Annotated in this window: 16 protein-coding genes; 8 read left to right on the forward strand and 8 right to left on the reverse strand. The window is 59.2% G+C overall.

Annotation, left to right across the window (positions count from 1 at the left end):
* Positions 1 to 5 precede the first annotated feature (5 nt).
* Positions 6 to 710 carry a hypothetical protein gene (locus ACYQ2I_RS08255; protein WP_460166535.1) on the reverse strand — a complete coding sequence of 235 codons (705 nt, stop codon included), beginning with the start codon at positions 708 to 710 and terminating at the stop codon, positions 6 to 8.
* A gap of 597 nt (positions 711 to 1,307) precedes the next feature.
* Between ACYQ2I_RS08255 and ACYQ2I_RS08260 the strand changes: the two genes are divergently transcribed.
* The 5 genes from ACYQ2I_RS08260 (at position 1,308) to glnD (ending at position 8,631) form a co-directional block, all read left to right on the forward strand.
* Positions 1,308 to 2,813, forward strand: coding sequence for a transglutaminase-like domain-containing protein (locus tag ACYQ2I_RS08260; protein ID WP_460166536.1), 1,506 nt, complete (start codon positions 1,308 to 1,310; stop codon positions 2,811 to 2,813).
* Between the two features lie 86 nt (positions 2,814 to 2,899).
* A complete protein-coding gene (locus ACYQ2I_RS08265) occupies positions 2,900 to 3,490 on the forward strand; it encodes a cob(I)yrinic acid a,c-diamide adenosyltransferase (RefSeq protein WP_460166537.1) in 591 nt (196 codons plus the stop codon).
* A gap of 384 nt (positions 3,491 to 3,874) precedes the next feature.
* A complete protein-coding gene (locus ACYQ2I_RS08270; RefSeq protein ID WP_460168404.1) occupies positions 3,875 to 5,296 on the forward strand; it encodes an ammonium transporter in 1,422 nt (473 codons plus the stop codon).
* Positions 5,297 to 5,486: 190 nt separating this feature from the next.
* Complete coding sequence (locus tag ACYQ2I_RS08275; protein WP_460166538.1) at positions 5,487 to 5,825, forward strand: P-II family nitrogen regulator; 339 nt, start codon at positions 5,487 to 5,489, stop codon at positions 5,823 to 5,825.
* 181 nt (positions 5,826 to 6,006) lie between these two features.
* The gene (glnD, locus tag ACYQ2I_RS08280) at positions 6,007 to 8,631 is read left to right on the forward strand and encodes a [protein-PII] uridylyltransferase (protein WP_460166539.1); all 2,625 of its coding nucleotides are present in this window, start codon (positions 6,007 to 6,009) and stop codon (positions 8,629 to 8,631) included.
* Between the two features lie 12 nt (positions 8,632 to 8,643).
* On the opposite strand, the gene ACYQ2I_RS08285 is transcribed toward glnD, so the two are convergent.
* Positions 8,644 to 9,135: a hypothetical protein gene (locus ACYQ2I_RS08285; protein ID WP_460166540.1), complete on the reverse strand. Its 492-nt coding sequence runs from the start codon at positions 9,133 to 9,135 to the stop codon at positions 8,644 to 8,646.
* Between the two features lie 330 nt (positions 9,136 to 9,465).
* Here ACYQ2I_RS08285 and trpB point away from each other — a divergent pair, with 330 nt between their 5' ends.
* Together trpB and trpA are read left to right on the forward strand one after the other, a co-directional pair.
* Positions 9,466 to 10,668 (forward strand): tryptophan synthase subunit beta, encoded by a 1,203-nt coding sequence (trpB, locus tag ACYQ2I_RS08290; protein WP_460166541.1) that lies wholly within the window; start codon positions 9,466 to 9,468, stop codon positions 10,666 to 10,668.
* Positions 10,669 to 10,725: 57 nt separating this feature from the next.
* Positions 10,726 to 11,532 (forward strand): tryptophan synthase subunit alpha, encoded by an 807-nt coding sequence (gene trpA / locus ACYQ2I_RS08295; protein WP_460166542.1) that lies wholly within the window; start codon positions 10,726 to 10,728, stop codon positions 11,530 to 11,532.
* A gap of 111 nt (positions 11,533 to 11,643) precedes the next feature.
* Here trpA and ACYQ2I_RS08300 read toward each other — a convergent pair whose 3' ends face one another.
* The 3 genes from ACYQ2I_RS08300 to ACYQ2I_RS08310 form a co-directional block, all read right to left on the reverse strand.
* Positions 11,644 to 12,858, reverse strand: a complete 1,215-nt coding sequence (locus ACYQ2I_RS08300) for an argininosuccinate synthase (protein WP_460166543.1) — start codon at positions 12,856 to 12,858, stop codon at positions 11,644 to 11,646.
* Positions 12,859 to 13,142: 284 nt separating this feature from the next.
* A complete protein-coding gene (locus tag ACYQ2I_RS08305) occupies positions 13,143 to 15,218 on the reverse strand; it encodes a hypothetical protein (protein ID WP_460166544.1) in 2,076 nt (691 codons plus the stop codon).
* A gap of 62 nt (positions 15,219 to 15,280) precedes the next feature.
* Positions 15,281 to 15,793: a TIGR03546 family protein gene (locus tag ACYQ2I_RS08310; RefSeq protein WP_460166545.1), complete on the reverse strand. Its 513-nt coding sequence runs from the start codon at positions 15,791 to 15,793 to the stop codon at positions 15,281 to 15,283.
* 311 nt (positions 15,794 to 16,104) lie between these two features.
* On the opposite strand from ACYQ2I_RS08310, the gene ACYQ2I_RS08315 reads away from it, so the two are divergent.
* On the forward strand, positions 16,105 to 17,205 hold the full coding sequence (locus ACYQ2I_RS08315) for a sialidase family protein (RefSeq protein WP_460166546.1): 1,101 nt from the start codon (positions 16,105 to 16,107) through the stop codon (positions 17,203 to 17,205).
* 113 nt (positions 17,206 to 17,318) lie between these two features.
* Here ACYQ2I_RS08315 and ACYQ2I_RS08320 read toward each other — a convergent pair whose 3' ends face one another.
* The 3 genes from ACYQ2I_RS08320 to ACYQ2I_RS08330 all read right to left on the reverse strand — a co-directional run bounded on the left by ACYQ2I_RS08320 (position 17,319) and on the right by ACYQ2I_RS08330 (position 20,283).
* Positions 17,319 to 17,738, reverse strand: a complete 420-nt coding sequence (locus ACYQ2I_RS08320; RefSeq protein ID WP_460166547.1) for a hypothetical protein — start codon at positions 17,736 to 17,738, stop codon at positions 17,319 to 17,321.
* A 19-nt stretch (positions 17,739 to 17,757) separates the two neighbouring features.
* Entirely contained in the window at positions 17,758 to 18,834 is a 1,077-nt protein-coding gene (locus ACYQ2I_RS08325; RefSeq protein ID WP_460166548.1) for a DUF1559 family PulG-like putative transporter, read from the reverse strand.
* 468 nt (positions 18,835 to 19,302) lie between these two features.
* On the reverse strand, positions 19,303 to 20,283 hold the full coding sequence (locus tag ACYQ2I_RS08330) for an RluA family pseudouridine synthase (RefSeq protein WP_460166549.1): 981 nt from the start codon (positions 20,281 to 20,283) through the stop codon (positions 19,303 to 19,305).
* Positions 20,284 to 20,359: the final 76 nt, after the last annotated feature.

Raw genomic sequence — 20,359 nt, forward strand, 5'->3', positions numbered from 1 at the left:
CGTGGTCAAACGAATGCTTCGTCCATGCCCAAGCGGGTTCGCAATTCTTCGAACTGTCGTGCGTAGTATTCGGTGGACGAGTGGACATGTTCGGCTTCGGTGATGAAGCGGATTTTCTCGTCGCAAGCGATCTTGTGGCGGCCCAAGATGGCTTCGAACTCTCGCAGGTCCGATCCGTATGCGATCAATAGTTTGTGCTCGTCGAATTGCACTTCGAGCGGAATATTCGGGTTGAGAACGGCGATGCCCGTGCAGCCGTCGTTGGTCAGTAGGTCCTCGTAGTCGTAAAGGATGCTTTCAAGGACGGGAATGTCGATGTGTTCGCGGTAAAGGTCCAAGTGGCCCGGTTTGTCGCGATGGTGACTCGTCTCGAGGACGACATCGACCACCGAACCCAAAGGTTCCAGCAGGTCCATGAAGACGTCGAATAGACGTTCCTTGCTGACGGCGGCCATCAGGACCGGAATCGTCGTGCTGTTGTCGCTCTCCCGGTAGACGTCATGACGGTAACCTTCGGTGGGGACGACCTGGAGATCGTACGAGGGACGAATGGCGTCGGTGAGGACAAACTTGCCGTAGCGGGCGATCCGCAGATGCGCCTCGAGTTCGCCCTCGCTGAGCTGGTCGAAACTGCTCGTTCCGGCCGGCACGCTGCCGTCCCGCGTCACGTTACGGAAGAATTTTTTCAGGAAGCCCATCGGTGTGCTCAAACTCTTTCGTATGATGTTTCCAACGCTGGTCGTTTATGAGTCGCCGAGGAGTCTCCCCCAGCGGTCTACCAAATCCTAGGTCACGCTTCGTGTGCGGCACTTGTCGACAAAGGACAAACTCCCTAGGATTTCTGCCCCCAACGGCAGGTGGTTGCCGTCACAATCGACATAGCTGATACCGTCGATTGGGGGGCACGTAGCCACGCGGCGTGTGGTCGTTTCGCGGCTTTTGGGACGCTTCAGTTTCGTTGCGTACGGAGCCCTCAGAAACCTAGCACGCGGCATCGGCCTGGGAGTGTCGTCGGATACTGAATCAGCACACGTTGCGAGTCGGATCGAAGCACCTCTGCCGACTTGGTAAACTCTGCCTTCGGCATTTTTTCGCCGATGGTTCGGCATTCCCAAACCGGCTAAGATGACACTTTCCGCGTATCTGCTTCAGCCGGAAAATCTCGAATCGAGGAGGCGAGAGGTTTCGTGTCTTGCTTTTTTCGTTTGTTGCCCATGCCCGTGGCCGTCGCATCGGTGATCGGGCGGCCGCGCACAAGTTTGACGGCTCGAAAGACATGCCTCGCGGAGAGCCCGGAACTCGGCCGCGTGGCAGGCCTTCTATGCGTTCTCGTGTTGATGTCGCTTGTCGGCTGTAAGCGTTCCGAAGCGGAGCGTCAGCTCAAGGATCGCTCGATCGCACAAGGGACGTCCGCCCAAGAGAAGGCTGCCCTGCCCGCCCCCGGCGCGTGGTTCGAACCGTGCGATTTATGGTACCGCACCCGTTTGTTCGGCAAGGACGTCGGTTGGGAACATACCCATGTCGAACCCGTACGCCGTGACGGAAAACGCGAGTTGGTCGTTCACATCGAATCGGTGACGAAGTTGCAGCGGGCCGGTACGCCTGTCGAATCTCGCGTGACCGGTTTTTCACGTGAGACGCCGGACGGTCGCCTGTTGGCGTTCGAAGTTGCGATCGATCAAGGCGGATCCGTAATGCGCACTACCGGGCGGCGCGTGGGCGATCGGTTGCTCGTGACTTCAGGAGCCGACCAAAATGAACGAACGATTGAAATTCCGTGCGATTCCAGCGTACGAGGATTCTTCGCGATCCAAGGTGAACTGTTGCGGCGACCGCTGAAGGCCGGGGAACGGCGAATGTTCCATGCCTTCTTGCCGGGATTGTTCCAAGTCGGCAAGATCGAACTCACTGCAGAGAAAGCCGAATCGGGGTTGCGTATCGAGAATGTGACGACGTTGTCCGACGGCGCACGTTTGACGAGTGAATTGTTGGTCGATAATCGAGGGATCATCCGGCGGCAGACGATTCCGAACCTCGGGTTGGAGTCGATTTTGACAACACGGGAACAGGCCGAAGTACAAGCAACAGGTTCGTTGCCCGACTTGATTACCGACGTTGCGGTTCCGGTGAACGCGCCCGAGAAACCGCTCCGTCACGCGAGGCGCGCCGTGTATCGAATTTCTTCGCGGCGAAAGTCGCCGGCGGAGGTGTTCCCGGTCACCGGCGTGCAACGAGTTGAGAGCATCGATAACGAAACGGTTCGGCTGATCGTAACCTTTCCGCCCGAACGCATTACCCCTCAAGAGACGCCGGGGAGTGCATCGACGGCGGCGAGTCGTTGGATCGAAGCGGACGATCCGAAGATTGTCGCGTGTGCTGCACAAATCGCCGAAGAAAACTCGACACCGACCGAGCGCGTGCGCGCCATTTTGGAATTTACGGCCTCGACGATTGAGGACAAAGATTACACGGTCGGGTTTGCCTCGGCGAGAGAGGTGCTGGAATCGAGGCGGGGCGATTGTACCGAACATGCCGTGTTGGCCGCGGCGCTGTCGCGGGCGCTTGGAATTCCGGCTCGGGTCGTCGTCGGCTTGGTCTACTACCAGGAGAGTTTTTGTTTTCATATGTGGAACGAGTTTTATGTCGACGGACGTTGGATCGAGGGCGATGCGACGCAACGGGCGTTCCCGGCCGGGGTGGATCACATTCGGATCACCCAGTCGGACCTGGCCGGCGTCGACGCGTTAGGGGCACTTTTGCCTGCTCTCGAGGTCATCGGCGACCTTGAAATCGAAATCGTCGAAGTTGAGTAAGGGCAATTTCCAGCAGCCCAAATGCGCGTCGCAAGCAGAGCAGCACTCGGGAAATTCGTGAGTGAGCGTCGGGAGAAAAGGATCGGATGGCGAAGATCTACACGCGGACGGGGGATTTAGGGGAGACCGGTCTTTTCCGCGGGCCCCGGGTGGGAAAGGATTCACCTCGCATTGAGGCGTACGGCACAGTCGACGAAACCAATTCTGTCGTCGGTATGCTTCGTACTACCGGCGTGCCCGACGATATCGACGCGATGCTGAACCAGATTCAGAACGATTTGTTTCGTTTGGGGGCTGAATTGGCAACCCCGAAGGCCGACGGTCCGGGCTGTTCGGTGATTGATCGCGGGGACATCGAGCGACTTGAGCGGTGGATCGATGAACTCGACGCCGACTTGCCGCCGATGCGCTATTTCGTTCTGCCCGGCGGCTGTGCGGCAGCGTCCGTTGCCCACTTGGCACGCACCGTGTGTCGTCGCGCCGAACGGCGGGTGGTCACGCTCATCCGGGATGCGAAATCGCGTGACGAGCACATCTCCCTCTTTCCGCTTCAATACTTGAATCGCTTGAGTGATCTCTTGTTCGTCGTTGCGCGGGTTCTCAATGCCCGCAGCGGTACACCAGAACCACCGTGGATTCCGGATGCTTCTCCAGGCGGCGAATCTAGTGCACATTAAGCGCGCAGGCATATCTTTCGGTGCCTTGTTTGTGTGCTGTCGAGGGTTGTGTTCTTGTGGCTTTTTGGGCTCTTGTTTCGGATGCCGCTTCTTTTTTGTGGCGTAACTTCTTGTTTATGGGTGAGTTGCGTCTTTGGGGCTTGTCCTTTCTCGTCTTTGGCACGTGATGTGCAATCGCTCTGATTGCACATCGTACCGTCATCTTTTGCACGTTGTCGCGCACCGGCTGAGCAAGGTCGTGATCGGCGCAGCGGTTGGCGGTTGGAACTTCCATGAAGCATTTTGGTGTTTTAGGCGGGATCCATGCTAATTAAGACTCAATGGAGGCGGTTGGACCATCGCAGGAACTTCCCTGTGCGAAGACTTGGGGCGTTGGCGACTCTCGTGGCGGCGATTGCCCTTGTGATTGCCGCGCCTGTACGCGGCGAAGAGGCAACGACCGGGGGGGCGGGGGCTGTCGTGAGCGAGTTGGAAGACGCCGTTGCTTCGCAAACGGATGCGGATGACATTGACGCGGTAGCGGAAGATTCGGAGTACAACCCTGCCGACAATGTGTGGTTGCTCTTGAGTTCGGCCTTGGTGTTGATGATGACGGCACCCGGGTTGGCCATGTTCTACAGCGGTCTCGTTCGCCGTAAGAACGTACTGAGCGTCATGATGCAATGCGTGTTCCTGATGGCCATGATGACGGTCGTCTGGGCGCTGTGGGGATACACCCTGTCGTTCGGTGGAAGCGGTGCGTGGATCGGGGATGCCTCGTATGTGTTCATGCAGAACACCGGTCCGCAGGCTGTCGGCAATACGGTTGCCTATCCGTTGTTTCCCGGGTTGAGTGTACCCGTTCTGACTCACATGCTGTTCCAGGGAATGTTTTTCATCATTACGCCCGCGCTGATCTGCGGAGCCTTCGCCGAGCGAATGAAGTTTAGCGCAATGGTCCTGTTCTGCCTGTTCTGGGGGACCGTCGTGTACGCGCCGTTGTGCCACTGGGTATGGGGGGGCGGCATTTTGCAATACGGCAGCGATTATGCCGTCGCCGGTGGGGCTCTCGATTTTGCGGGCGGGACGGTCGTACACATCAGCTCAGGGGTGTCGGCCCTGGTGTGTGCACTGTTGATCGGAAAGCGGCTGGGATACGGTTCCGAGCCGATGCCGCCGCACAATATGACCTATACCGCCCTCGGAACGGCATTGCTTTGGGTCGGCTGGTTCGGATTCAATGCCGGTAGTGCCTTGGCGGCTACAGAATCCGCCTCGTTGGCTTTTTGTACGACGCATTTTGCGGCAGCAGCGGGAGGACTCGCTTGGGCGCTAATCGAATGGATTCGCGATAAAAAGCCGACCTTGTTGGGAACATGTTCAGGGGTGGTGGCCGGACTCGTGTGCATCACGCCGGCGGCCGGGTTCGTGATGCCGATTTCGGCAATCATCATGGGGGCTGCGGCAGGCATCGTCTGCTACTTCTCTGTTGCGGTGATCAAGCCGAAGTTCGGATATGATGATTCGCTCGACGCGTTCGGCGTGCATGGTGTCGGCGGGACGTTGGGGGCGATCTTGACCGGCGTATTTGCCACGAGATTGGCACTTGGAGACGTCGACAGTCCCGCTTTGGGCATGATCGAGGGGGGATCGCTGATTGTCGGCCAAATCATCGCCGTCGTCATCAGTATCGCTTTCGCAGGAGTGGTTTCCTTCGTGGGCCTCAAGATTATCGATGCGCTGGTCGGGTTGCGCGTCGGCAAGGAAGAAGAGATCCTGGGACTCGACATCAGTCAGCATGGCGAAGAAGGCTACATCTACAATTGATGGGGCGCTGTCGCGTCCATACAACTTCGGCAGATTTATGGAACCGCGGGCAAGTGAGTTCGCATGGGACAGCGCTCTCTAGTTTCCCGCCGCTTGGCCGAGCGAATCGATGAAAGATCGTGCCCGCGGCATGCCGTAGGTGGGGCGAAAGCAATATCTCAATTCGTGTTTCTGAAATTGGAGACTGCTCATGAAGAAAATCGAGGCCATCATTCGCCATTACAAGCTCGACGAAGTTAAGGCCGCCCTCAACCAACGCGGAATCGCGGGCATGTCGGTCACAGAGATTCGCGGCTTCGGTCGCCAGAAGGGGCATACCGAGACTTATCGCGGCACGGAGTACAGAGTTGACTTCGTGCCCAAGATGAAGCTGGAGATTGTCGTCCGGGACCGGGATGTGGCGGACATCGTCGATACGATTTGCAATGCGGCAAAAACCGGCCAGGTGGGCGACGGAAAGATCTTCGTTAGCGACATCCGTCAGGCCGTGCGCATCCGGACCGGCGAACTCGACGACGAAGCTCTGTAATCCCAGAGGGCATCGCTCGATACTCGTTCGGACGGTCGGGGCGAACTCGGCGTTGATGCGAGGACGCGGCAAGTTGTCCGGGGCCGATGTTTCGTGGAACGGCGAATGGCCCTCTTCGCCGTGACGGTGAACGGGGCAAGGCGAGCGGAATTCTTGAAAACTGCACACCGTCTGGTTTTGTATGCCGGGACTTCCTTTTCATGTCGTCGAAGCCAAACGCCGCTTGACGCAGCACCTGTCCAGGCTGGTCGACGGTTACTCGTCTGCGATTCCGATCGACCACCTCATGCATTCGCTGGTCGAGGTTCGAGACGCCGTTGTCCTGGAAATGCTCCGTTTCGCCGTAGACGGGAGTCGTGATTCTGCCGTCGATTGGAGGCGGGATTGCGCCCTGGTCGCTTTGGGTGGCTACGCCTTGGGAGAGGTGTGTCCGCGTTCGGACATCGATCTGCTGCTATTGGTCCACGATTCGGTCGTTCCGGCGGCCGAGCAATTGGCGGGACGATTCTTCCGGGATCTGTACGACACAGGGCTGTCTGTCGGTCATGCTCTGCGCTCGCCGCGGGAATGCTGCCGGTCGGCGCTGCAAGATGCCGAGATTCTGACGTCCTTGATCGAATCGCGATTGTTGTGGGGAAACCGGGAACTACTGGAGGAACTACGTTCGCGGTTGGCTGCGGCCGTTCGAAGGCATCGCGCTCGGTTGATTCGAGCGGTTCTCGCGGCACGTCGTGAAGAGCGGGCAAAGTACGGCGATACCGTTTACTTGCTCGAACCGAACGTCAAGCGGTCTCCCGGAGGATTGCGTGACCTTCGTCTCTTGCATTGGCTATCCTGCCTCGTTTCGAGCGAGCCGTATACGTCCTCGCGGGCATTCGAGGTGGTGCCTTTCGAGTTCCATGCTTCCTTGACGGATGCACGCAGCAAGCTATTGCGAATTCGCGCCTTTCTCCATGTGCGATCACCCGATACGAACGATGTATTGACCCGCACGATGCAGCTGCGTCTCGCGGAGGAACTGGCTGTTCAGGCGCGCCCCGGCCTCATGCCCGTCGAATGTTTCATGCAGGACTATTTTCGAACAACCGAGCAAGTGATGCAGGCGGTTCGAGTCGCCGAAAGTGCTGCTGCTCCGATTTCGCCGGTCGGACGATTCCTCGATCGGTTGGTGGGACATCGTTTGCCGGGAGGCTTTTTTGCGGGAGTTCGGGGATTGTCGGCAACCTCGTCGGGGCGAAAACGCCTTCGGCAGAATCCCAAGGCCGTTCTCGAGTTCCTCGAATCGGCCCAGCTCTACGATCTTCCGATCGAGCCCCATACTCGCTTGTTCTTGTTGAAGAACAACTCGCGACACGCTGACTGCGATATCGAGACGCTTCGCAAGCAGTTTCTGGCGTTGCTGCGAATACCGACTCGCCTAGGGCAAAGCTTACGACTGATGCACGAAACCCGGCTTCTAGAGCAATTCATACCGCACTTTGCTCGGGCGCGGGGATTGATCCAATTCAACCAATACCACAAGTACACGGTGGACGAACATTGCCTGTTGGCCGTCGAGCAAGCAGCCCGCATGAATCACGACGACGGCTTGCCGGGACGCGTGTACCGGGCTAGCGAAGAAAAGCACGTTCTGCATCTGGCGTTGTTGTTGCACGACTTGGGGAAAGGAACGCCGAGCGACCACTGTGAAATCGGTAAAGCGATAGCCGAAACCGTGGCGGCCCGACTCGGGTTAGGGCGCGTAGAAACCGAACACCTGGCTTTCTTGGTTCACCGTCACCAATTGATGAATCACATTTCGCAACGTCGCGACATCACCGATCCGCAAGAGATTCTTGGGTTTGCTGTGCAGGTGGGGACGCCGGAACTGTTGCGAATGCTATACGTGTTATCGGTGGCGGATCTTCAAGCGGTCGGTCCTGAGGCGTGGTCGCAGTGGAAAGGGAAGCTGCTGGAGTCTCTTTACCACGAGACGCATCGTTATCTTGCCGACGACGATGACGACCGCACACGCGAACATTACGTTCGGCGCGTGAGGGAAACGGTAAGGCGAAGCGTAAGTTCGCATCCGCAGCGAGGTTGGTTGGAAAAGCAAATCGCCGCGTTGCCGGTTTCGTACATCCTGGCGGCCGAACCGCCGGACATCATCGCCGACTTGGAACTGCTGCGGGTGCAAGAGACGCAGTCCCCGTGCGCCGTTCGATTCCGGTACGACGAGACGTGCGAAACGTTACACGTGGTCGTGGCAACGCGTGAGTCGGTCGTGACCGGCGCGTTTCATCGGTTGGTCGGTGCCCTGACGGGACGGGGATTGGAGATCCTTGCCGCACAGATTCACACGTTGGCCGACGGAAGGATTCTCGATCGGTTCGACGTGCGCGATCCTGATTTCGTACGATGCCCGCCGCAAGACCGTTTGGAGGAAATCGAACAGGCCGTCAAGCGATCACTGGATCAGGCCGAAGAAGCGCCCCCTCGGTTTCGACGGGTGTGGACGGGCAAGAACGGGGCGGCAGACGAATTGCTATCGCACAAGGATCGCGTTGAAATCGATGCGCATTCGTGCGAAACGGCAACCATCCTCGAGGTGTTCACCGCCGATCGACGCGGGGTTTTGTACACGGTGGCGAAGGCCGTTTTCGATCTCGAATTGGAGGTAACCAGGGCGAAGATCGGCACGTATCTGGATCAAGTGGTCGACGTGTTCTACGTGACGGACAAACAAGGGCGCAAGATCGTCGATCCCGCTGAGCTCTTGCGGATTCGAGAAACGCTCCTCCGCACGCTCAAAACGCGGAGGGACTGACGGCGCGATGCTTCAGTCGCATTCTGCCGGTGCAGCGGCCTCGGAACTGCGGTTTCGCCACCGGCGCAAAAAATGGCAGCCGACCAGGTAGGCGAACACCGGTTGTTGCAGCTGCGGCGGCAAGTCGTCGAGCGAGTCGATGTCATCGGCGCGAATCACATCGCCGGTCGAGAACAGGTAAACCGGTCGCACGTAACTGATTTCGGCCAGCATTTCGATGGGCTGATCGCCGGCATTCAACCGCACGATCAACTTTGTATAATCGGGCCGCTCGAGGGTGAAGTAGGAGAATCCGCCTTTCGAGATGTCGTAGCAGTGAACCTTGCGGTAGGAGTCTTCGGAGGTTGGGCGATCGCCCTGCAAGGGAGCGATGTACTGAGCCGATAAGAACAGTTGTCGGCGCTGCCCGCGCCGATCCCGGCTCGGATCGTCGGCCGCTTCACGCATCAACCGAGTGACGAGTCGGTAGAATTCTGCTTGTGCCTCGGCGTCGACACTGGGCATGGCTACTCTGACGGCAAATCGTGGTGCGTTCCGTCGACAGACACGGAACGAAGACGGTAGACCTCTGCTAGCTCTTAGCTTACGGAATCGGCGCGAGCAAGCGTCCTCCGTTGGTTGAGGGGCACGGTTTTGGGGAGAGAGATCGGAAATGCAGGTTCCGACGGTCTTACCGTCGCTTGATTGGGTGCCGCGGAACGCCGTTGCCTACAAGAATCAATTCTTGCGGGCTTGCCGGTGCCGACGGCAGCGGGGACAATAAATGTTTCCCGTTATTCGTCTCCCCTTTGTATGGGGGATATGCGAGATGTGGGCTTCGGCCCGGGAGTTGAGATGAAGGCTACACAACAGGTTCCCGACGAATCCGGCCGTTTTGGGCTTTTCGGCGGCCGGTACGTCCCGGAGACGTTGACTCGTGCGCTCGATGAATTGGCCGAGCACTACGCACAGGCGAAAGCCGACCCGGAATTCCGGCAGGATCTTGATCGCCTGTACCGACATTACGTGGGCAGACCGTCGCCGCTGTATTTCGCCGAGCGTTTGACCGAACACTGCGGCGGCGCGCGTATCTTCTTGAAGCGGGAAGATCTGAATCATACCGGGGCCCACAAGATCAACAACACGCTCGGCCAAGCCCTGCTGACGATTCGAATGGGCAAGCGGCGCGTGATCGCTGAGACCGGTGCCGGTCAGCACGGTGTCGCGACTGCGACTGCTTGTGCCCGCTTCGGCCTGGAATGCGTCGTGTACATGGGCGAGGAAGACATTCGACGGCAAAAGCCCAATGTCTTCAATATGAAATTGCTGGGTGCAGAGGTTCGCCCCGTGACCAGCGGATCCCGTACCCTTCGCGACGCGATCAACGAGGCGATGCGAGACTGGATGGGGTCGGTCGAGACGACGCACTATTGCCTCGGGTCCGTGATGGGACCGCATCCGTTTCCGATGATCGTTCGTGATTTTCAGTCGATCATCGGCCGGGAAACCCGACAACAGTGTCTCGAACAACTTGGAGGGCTGCCCGAGTTGGTCGTGGCATGCGTCGGCGGCGGAAGCAATGCGGCCGGCATGTTTTATGCCTTCGTGGAAGACGACGGCGTGGCGCTCGTCGGCGTCGAGGCCGGCGGCCGCTCGCCGAATCCTGGCGAAAACGCCTCGACGTTATGTTACGGACGCCCCGGCGTGCTGCACGGCTCGTTTTCTTACGTGCTTCAGGACGACGACGGGCAGACTTGTGACGTGCACTCGATTTCGGCCGGATTGGATTACCCGGGGGTCGGCCCCGAACACAGCTACTGGAAGGAAACGGGGCGTGCCGAGTACACGAACGTGACCGACGCCGAGGCCCTGGAAGCTTTCCAAACACTCGCACGTTTGGAAGGAATCCTGCCCGCGCTCGAAAGTTCCCATGCGGTCGCTTACGCCATGAAAGCCGCACGCGAGCGACCGAGAGACTCGACGGTCGTCGTATGTCTTTCGGGACGCGGGGATAAAGACGCGCAAGAAGTAGGCCGTTTGCTCGGCGAACAACTGTAGCGTAAGCAGCTCAGAGGCCCGCCTTTTCTTCGAATAGAATTCAGCAAGACAAACACCATGTCCGCCATCGATACTTTGTTTGCGAAGCTTCGGCAGGATAAACGGAAGGCTTTCATGCCGTTCGTCACGGCGGGAGATCCGGATCTCGAGTTCACGGCTGCCGTTATCCGGGAGTTGGCCGCCCGCGGAAGTCATTTGTGCGAGGTCGGTATTCCCTACAGCGACCCGATTGCCGACGGGCCGGTTATTCAGGCGTCCTACACGCGAGCTCTGGCGGCGGGGACGCGGGTGAGTGATGTCTTGGCCATGCTCGGCGATCTGACCGACGAAGTCTCGATGCCCGTGGTCACGATGGTTTCGTATGCGATCGTGTACCGTCGAACGCCGACAGCTTACGTTCAAAAGGCCGCCGAAGCGGGAGTTGCGGGCCTGATCGTGCCCGATTTGCCGGTCGAAGAGGCGGGCGAACTTGCTGCGGCTTGCCGCGACGCCGATATCAGCTTGATTCAGTTGGTGACGCCCACGACGCCGCACGAGCGGGCGGTTCGCATCGCGCAGCAAGCGACCGGGTTCATTTACTACGTATCGGTTGCCGGTACCACCGGCGAACGGAACGAATTACCGCCCGATTTGTCGGGCAGTGTTGCTGCTTTGCGGAAAGAAACCGATTTGCCGATTTGCATCGGGTTTGGCATCAGCAAGCCGGAACACATTCGGCGGCTTGCGTCGGTAGCCGACGGATTCATCGTCGGTTCTGCGATCGTTCGCCGCATCGCAGAGAACGCGGGGCGTCCTCGTGACGAGGCCCTCGCCGCCGTAGGAGATTTCGTCGGCGAATTGGTGGCCGCGACGGAGGCGTGTTGAGCGGCAACAGGGCTGTTGCATTCAGATCACATGAAAACGGCTCCGTCGAACCGCACGCAGGCGGTAGGACAGAGCCGTTTCGTGTTCCGGTCGAATCGCCGGCAATCCGGATCAGTAGCTGCGCGGTCGCACCTTGCCTTGCACTCGCGACGGCAATCCTTGAATCCGAAGGAACCCTTCAGCGTCGGTCTGGTTGTAATCGCCGCCGCCTTCCATGGTGGCGATTCCCTCGTCGTAGAGGCTGTTGGGGCTTTCGCGGCTGTCGACCATCATGTTGCCCTTATACAGCGCAAGCGTTACCGTTCCGGTGACGGGTTTTTGTGCCTCGCGAATGAAGGCCATCAACGCGTCGAGTTTGGCGTGGTACCAGAAGCCGTAGTAGACCATCTCGGCGACTTCCGGTGCCAATCGATCTCGCAGATGTGTCAAATCACGGTCCAACGTGAGTTGCTCGACAACGCGATGGGCGAAGTACAAGAGGGTCATACCGGGGGCTTCGTACACGCCTCGACTCTTCATACCGACGAAACGGTTTTCGACGATGTCGATGCGCCCGATGCCGTTGCGCCCGCCGATTTCGTTGAGTTTCGCGACAATGCCGTAGGGACTCAACGCTTCTCCGTTTACGCTCACCGGGACGCCTTCGTGGAACCCGATCGTGACTTTTTCGATCGCATCGGGCGCGTCCTGGGGTGAGACCGTCATCCCGAAGTCGACCAGTTCCACTCCGTTGACCGTCAGGTCTTCGAGCTTTCCGGCTTCGTAGCTGATGTGAAGACAGTTTTCGTCGGAACTGTACGGTTTTGCGGCGGTCACTTTGACCGGGATGTTCTTTTCTTCACAGAAGGCGATCATCTCGGAACGCCCGGGGAATCGTCGGCGGAACTCCTCGATTCGCCAGGGCGCGATGATCTTGATGTCCGGATCGAGGGCCTCGGCCGCCAGTTGGAATCGACACTGGTCGTTACCTTTTCCGGTGGCGCCGTGGGCGAAGGCGTCGGCGCCGACTTCGCGTCCCACTTGCAAGCAAACCTTCGAAATCAAGGGCCGGGCAATCGACGTGCCCAGCAAGTAGAGGTCTTCGTATCGTGCCTGCCACTGAAGAACAGGAAACGCGAAATCGCGGCAAAGCTCTTCACGAGCATCGACGATACGTGCCGAAGCAGCGCCGATGTTTTTGGCTTTCTCCAAGATCGCTTCCCGATCTTCGCACGGTTGGCCGAGGTCGACGTAAACGGCGTGAACTTCGTGGCCTTGCTCAATCAGCCAGCCGAGGATGACCGACGTATCCAGACCGCCCGAATAGGCCAGAACGCATTTCGACATCGCAGGATCGCTCCCCTTAAGCAGGCAACCAAAGCGGAGAGAACCGGCTACAACGGCAGGCGGAGTTCTCCGCCCCGCCGATTTGCCGATTCCACGAAAGCTCTATTGTCACCGCGGGAACGACGGCTGACAAGCTGTGGAGCAGAGCGGACATGTCGTCTCGCTTGCGGCACCCTTCCCAAATAGATCACCCGAAAGGCACACCGTTGAGGAACGCGCCGGCAGGCGGGAACGTTGCTTGAGGGCTCCAATTCCTGGTGCCGCCTCGGAGTGGCGCGTAGTTTCTACCGCCATAGCGGGGGGAGAGGTCCGGCCGGTTGATCGGTTGGTTGCGTTGACGGTACGTCGGCCGGTACGAGACCGTTCAGGGCCGAGCCGATGACTTCGGGAAGATTCGTGTTTCCGTCCGTTTGCGGAACCGGGGCCGAAGTGCTTCCGGCCGTCGGTGCGAAGATCGGCCCGGGCAGCGAACCGCCCAACGCCTGGCCGATCCGTGAGGCGACTTCGGGAGGGATGTTTCGGGAAAGGTCCGGGATTTGGTTCGTGACACCGGTTTGTGCGGCTAGACGTTCCAGGTCGCGTTGAAGCCCCTGCCATTGGGCAAGCAATTGTTGAGGATGCGTTTGCATGAGTTGATCCAACGGCGCCAGGTGTCGGCGAAGCTCCGATTGGTACAGGTCTTCGAGACGGCTCCGCTGGGATACCAAGGCGCCGAGCACTGCCTGCTGGACCGCTCGATCGACTCGGTCGTCGAGGTTCGACTCGAGACGCATCCGAGGATTCTCCGTTGTTCCCGATACCTCGATTCTCGCTTCGAGCTCGGCAATTTCGGCGAAGGCACGCGACAAAGCGAGTTGAAGCTCGTGTTGGCCGTCCAATCCCGGCAAAATCGGATGAAGCCGACCGCCGGATTCACGAAGTTCGAACCGTCCCGACCATTCCTTCCCCGTGAGCTGAAGGAAGCCCGATACATTCCACACGGCGTTGTCGACTACAATCGCGAACTTGTCGGGATTGCCGAAACGTTGGGCCTTTGCCGGAACGGTCGGCGCCGTAAAGTCGATGCGCGTGACGGGGATCTCGTTTCGTCGATCAAATGTCAAGGTGATGGTTGCTGTTGCGACGCTCGCGTGCGGCACCTTGTCCACACCGGGAGGAACGATGCGGTTCGATGGCTCGTGAATAGGGCCGCTTCCGGTGTTTTCGTGCGCCGCGATAGCAACGGCATTCTGAAACCAAGGTAGGTTATGCGGATCGACCTCGAACACGATTTGGAGTGGATATTCTGTCAAACGCGGATGCGACGACAGGTGTCGAACTTCTCCGACGATGGGGATTTCACGCCCGTCGAATTCCATGATGCCGTCGACGGCAAGCCGATCGGCTTCGAATATCGGCAGCGGATCACCTGTGGGAAACGGGATGTCCACGCCCCTGGCGCGTTCCGGCTCCGCGGTGGTTTCGCTGGCGGTGCGTCCGAAGGCGTCGAGACGCACAAGAATCGCTGCCAAGGGCCGGCCGAGCGTCGGGCCGAGAAGGTACTCGGCGAGTTTCTGCGAGGTGTATTCTCCCGGATCGGTCATGCGGGCAAGGCGTTCGAGATCGCGGTCACGAGCCGCCAGAATCGCCTGTTTGTCGGCTTCAGCTTGTCGTTCGAGTCGCTCGATCTCAACGGGGATCTGTTCCAATTCGATACGCAACGATTCGAATTCCGCCAGCATGTCGCGGAACATGGCGATGCGGGCGGCAGGATCTTGCGGTTGTTGCCGGGCCAGGGCCTGCAAGCGTTCGATGCGCTCGCGGATCGAGTTGACGCGACGCGACATTTGCCGGTACTCGAGCGGCCATCGACGCTCGAGTTCGCGAGCCAAGCGGACCGACTCGAAGCTGTCGACTTGCTCTTCGATCGATTCAAGCAGAAGCGGGCGCACGCGATCGAACCAGGGCGTAAGCGCGTCGGCAAGGTCTTGCGCCGCCCATTCCGGCAGGAAATCAAGGTCGGGATCGAGTTTGCCCGATGTGTCCCGCTGCGTCGAAAACCGCACGCCGGACAATGTGCCGCTCTCGACGACGTAGCGACCTGCCAACAATGCCTTGCCGTCGAAATCGAGCGAGGCTTGCTCGATCGAAACCAAGTTTTCCATCGGTGCAGTGGGATCGGCGACCGCGACGTCGGAAAGTACGACGCGTGCTTGTCGAAACGATACCTCGGTCGTGCCCACGTCCCAACGCGAGGCGGTTAACGATTGGCCCGTTACGCGAATGCCGTGTTGGACGATCCAAGGCGCAGTCCACCAAGCGACGAACAAAAGAATCGACAGCAACAGCAGACGCGGCAAGAGGTAGGACCAACGCAACATCGAATCATTCTCCCGATTGGGAACGGCCGTGGGCAGTGCCGAAGACGGCGGCCTCCTTGCGACTAATTAGCGGCGTTATCCAAGGCATTGGCGAATAATCGTACGATGGGCACGAATCGTAACCGGCGCAAGATTTGTTCCCGCATCGGCTGAAGCCGTTCGGCGAGCCGGCGCACGATCTGGTAAACCGGCCAGGCGCCCCACAGACCGATCAGCAGATTGCCCAAGACGACCGTGTTGTTGAGTTTCGTCCACGACATGCCGGGTAGGTTGAACAGCCATGTCCACGTGCCGTGGAGGGATTCTCGTGTCAAAAGACTCCAGCCGAGACGATGGGCGATCGGATCCAACCACACACCGACCCATGAAAACACGACGGCCGAGGCAATGCCGGCGGCAAGATTTACGTTGAACGCGAAGAGGGCCGTGCTGAGAAGAACGGCCGTCAAGTTGCCTTTGGGAATCAGACCGATTAGCATGCCCAGCACAAAGCCTGCCGCGATTTGCCGTGGTGAGTCCGAGTCGGTCAGCAGTCGGATCAGGAAGGCTGCCGGTCGCATCATGGATTTCCACATGGGATCCTTCCGTTTGATTCACTGAGTACGATGTTCGTGCGTCTCTCCGGACAGCACGGTTCGCGATGGTGTCGCACTGCGCGCATTCGGTCCCGTGTCGTCTCTCGCTTCGCGTATATCGACAGGAACAACCGGCATAATAGACACTTTTTGCGCAGTTTACAGAAGTCGAATTGTGTCGCGGTAAGCGTGGCAAGGTTTCTGTGGAAATAGGAGGAGTAGTGGTGAATCGGCGAAGTGGGGGATATCGCAGACGGACGCTGTCGAGGCGTTTCTTTTTGGCGGCTGTTGGGGGGGCGGTGCCGCTGGTCATGGTTCGCCACGGACGGGCGGCAGCACCGAAGTCGACGGTGGAAGACGTGCGCACCATCAGTCGATTGGCGAATCGCTACCACGGGTGGCCGACGGTCGCCCGACGTCGAAACGGGCAGTTGTGTCTCACTTATTCAGGAGGGCGGGAAGCGCACATATGTCCGTTTGGACGCGTCGAAATGATGACTTCGGACGACGCGGGCGACACCTGGTCGTATCCGCGTGTGCTGTTGGACAGCGCTCTGGACGATCGCGATTCGGGCGTAATGGAAACGTCGCGTGGCACATTGTTGGTGACGACGTTTACTTCGACGGCTTACGTGTCGATTTTGCAGCGGGCGCTCGCTGCCGAAGGCGCGGCGTGGCCCGAAGACCGACTGGAACGCTGGAACGCCGCCCATCGGCGGCTCTCCGAGGAACAGCGAAAACGTGACTTGGGCTGCTGGATGCTCCGCTCGACCGACGGCGGCGTCACGTGGTCGGCTCGGTATGATTCGATTGTCAATAGTCCGCACGGACCGATCGAATTGTCCGACGGGCGTGTGCTCTATCTTGGCAAAACGTTGTGGGCCGAAGAAGCATGGGTGGGCTCGTGCGTGTCGACCGACGACGGGCAGACATGGCGACGATTGGGCCGCGTACCGACCCGTTCCGGCGATTCATCGAGCAATTACCACGAACTGCACGGCGTCGAGTGTCCGTCGGGTAAAATCGTGTGTCACATTCGTAATCACAACAAGCAGAACTCCGGTGAAATCCTTCAGTGCGAATCGAGCGACGGCGGCGCCACGTGGTCGGTGCCGCATGCGATCGGCGTGTGGGGATTGCCTTCACACCTGCTTCGGTTGAAGGACGGCCGCATCTTGATGAGCTACGGCTATCGGCGGGAACCGTTCGGGTGCCGAGCACGGCTCAGCCGCGATGAAGGTGCGACGTGGTCGGATGAAATCGTGCTGTACGATCAAGCGACCAACGGCGACTTGGGCTATCCCTCGACGGTCGAATTGCCGGATGGACGGTTGTTGACCGTCTGGTATGAATTGACCGACGCCTCACCCTATGCCGTCTTGAGGCAATGCCGCTGGCGGCTCAGCGACTGACAGGATCTCCTTCGCGAGTGACACGCGCCTGCGGCCGACGTGGTAAGTTCGGGCCGGCCGCAGGCCGGCGTTGGAAAACGGCAGATGGCCGCTCGTGGTTGCCCGTCCGGTTTCTACCGGGACGTCAGCTGGATATCGAGCGTTTGGGACAGTTCGGAACCGATCGTGATTTTCTGTCGATTTCCTTCCGCATCGGCGACCTGTTTGGCCAAGGCGTCGGCCTGCATTTGGCGGGCGTTCATCTGCATCATTTCGTCACTGGTCTTGGGAAACTGCGGTGAGGCATCGACGGTGACGAGAACCACCTTGTCGCCGGGCGGCACGTTTTCGACCCGGTACGCGCCGTCCTTGATAGGGGCACCGACTTGCGCGCCGTTGCCGTCGAGGGGAGAAAACGTGACGTATCCGGCCGCCAAAGGCTGATTATCGAGCGTGACGGTGCCCCGGACCGCCACGCCCTTGGACGCATCGCGGCATCCGAGCGCCGTAGCAAGTATCGCCAGTAGAATAAGTGTCGGCATGCGTGTCGGCATGGTGTGGACCTCCGGAGAGTTAGAGACCTTGGACCGTTTCTTTGCCGTTGCGTGTGGCGATGTACCGCCACGTGAGCAAATCGACGGTTTCGATCAAGAACCGAACCGATCCGTCGGCCATGCCGACGTTGACCCCGCCGGGATGGTAGCTCCTGGCGCCGGCGAATGCCTGTGCCGCCGAAGGCTGCCCACCGATGTTCCAGCCGATGCTTTGGCACGGTGCCGAATAGGAACCGTCTCCTTGGTTTTGCGGACACGGGCCGATGATCCGGTCGGGTGCGGTGGAATTGGGCGTGACGGCGTGACTGTACAATGCCCCGCCCATGTTCCCGTAGATGATGCTGCCGATCGGTCCGCCCCAGGCGTTTGTGACCTGCGGGGCGATCCCTTCGGAGATCATGGCCGTATTCGAGGTGCCGTCCTTGATGTCGGCCATCTTTACGCCTTCGGTTGGCACCGAGGCGTTCGTTTCAAAGCTTTGACTGTGCCGGACTGCGAACACCCCGGGACGCCACGGACCATTCGTTCCGTCGTTGACGTCCTCCCCGTACATATCGCCGGAGCCGACGCATCCCCGATAATTGCCGCGATAGAATCCCCATGTGTCGCTGAACAACTCGTTGCCGTACGGACCGCCGTCGCTGGGACAGACGAACGCCGAGATCTTCGATTGTCTGGCAGCGCGGAGTTGGGAGTTGCTGCCTGCGGGCGTCAGGGGGCAGGTGCCCTCGGCGCCCCAATCGGGATGGTCCCACGGAGCCGTGCCCAACGCGTATCCGCGTTCCGGGAGCGACACGTAGCGATCGTAAACGGCTTTCTGCTCGATGTACGGAAGGATAAGTTCGCTCCACGTGTAGCTGTCCCATACGTCGTATTTACGGGCGTACGGAAATTCGCCGTACTGACCATGAAAATTGTGGCATGCTAAAACTAATTGTTTGATATTATTGACGCATTGCGACCTTCGGGCCGCTTCGCGTGCCGCCTGGACCGCCGGTAAGAGCAATGCGATCAAGATGCCGATGATCGCGATGACGACGAGTAGCTCGACGAGCGTAAAGCCGCGCGCACGCAGCCTCCTACGATGGCTGGTCATGATACAACCCCCACATTGAAAAAGATGACACGGAAATGTCGTGACGCCGCGCGCTTTTCGAATGCAGCGTCACTAAACCAAGGCTTCCTGTGTGGTTTCGGCCCCGCAACATTTCCCCCGCGCAAGGCCGATTTCAAGTCTAATTCTGGTTTCAAGAAACCGCGTGTCAAGCCGTAAGTTTCGGCTTGTGCGTCATTTCCGGCGAAGTGGGAAATATGTCGCAATCGGGCTTCAAGTTGTGGTTGGCTCCGTGAAAATCAGGCGGGGCCCTAAGGGATGACACGGGAGGTGTCGCCTGCGTGCGAGTGGAGAAAAACCTTTCGTCGCCGTGTTCGGATGTGAGCGCGTGTTGGAGAAGTAGCTATCGACACCACGCAGGCAAACGGCTGAAAAACGATCGGAAAATAGTCGAGGGCGGCGAAATATACGCAATCGTCGGAAACATACGCTGCGTGTAAATATATTACGCTATTGTTCGTGGGCTTTACGGCGTAATTCGTATAAAAAGTCCGTCAGGTCTTTGGGGAGCGGGACTTCGAAATTCATTTCTTGGCCGGTGACGGGATGAATGAATCCGAGTTCGACCGCCGAGAGCGCAAGGCGCGGTGCACCGCTGTCGTCGGGACGCGGCTTTCCGAATTTGGGGCGGTCGTAGACTTTTTCGCCGCAGACCGGATGGCCGGCTTCGGCCAAATGAATGCGGATCTGGTGTGTTCGGCCCGTTTCGAGGCGGCATTCGACGAGTGTATATTTGCCGAGTCGTTCCACCGGTTTGACGTGCGTGACGGCTCGTTTGCCCAAATCGGGGTTGTCGGTGCTGCCGCGACGACCGTCCCCGCGATCGCGCACCAGGTACGACTCGATGGTTTGGGCAGGCAGATAACCGTGGATCACGGCCAGATACTTGCGCCGTGTCGTGTGGTGCCGAAACTGTTCCATCAATCCGCGTTCGGCAACCGCCGTGCGCGCGAATACGAGGAGGCCGCTGGTATCGCGATCCAGCCGATGAACCGGCCGCACCGGCGGCGGGAGTCCGCGACGGTGTCTCTTCTCGATCTTAGCGATGATGCCGGGTAGCAGTTCATCGAGCGTCGGTTGAAGTTGTCGGCGACGTTTCGGAATATGTTTTTCTTCCCGATGTCGAACGGTCGTCAGCCCGGAGGGTTTATCGACGACAACGAGGTGTTCGTCCAGATAAAGGACGGTGATGTCTTGCGGCTTGGGCGGTGCGGGCAGCGGCTTGGCATGGAGTTTGGCGACGTCCTGAAGACGAAGACGGCGGCCGGCGTCGATGCAGGCGTTTCCATTCAGCGAGACGTAACGTCCGCGAATCAGCTTATGAATCCGCGACCACGGGACGCCCGGGAGCCACTCGCGCATGGCGGCCGCCAGCGACATGTCGACCTGTCGCGGCAAGACACGAAAAATGCGCTCGCCGAATTCGTGCATCGCAGATCCTCGAAAAGCCCGGTGCTTCGCGTTTGAAACGTTCCCGGAGAGAGCTGTCCCGGAACGGCCAATCCCT

Source organism: Thermostilla marina (assembly GCF_054657455.1).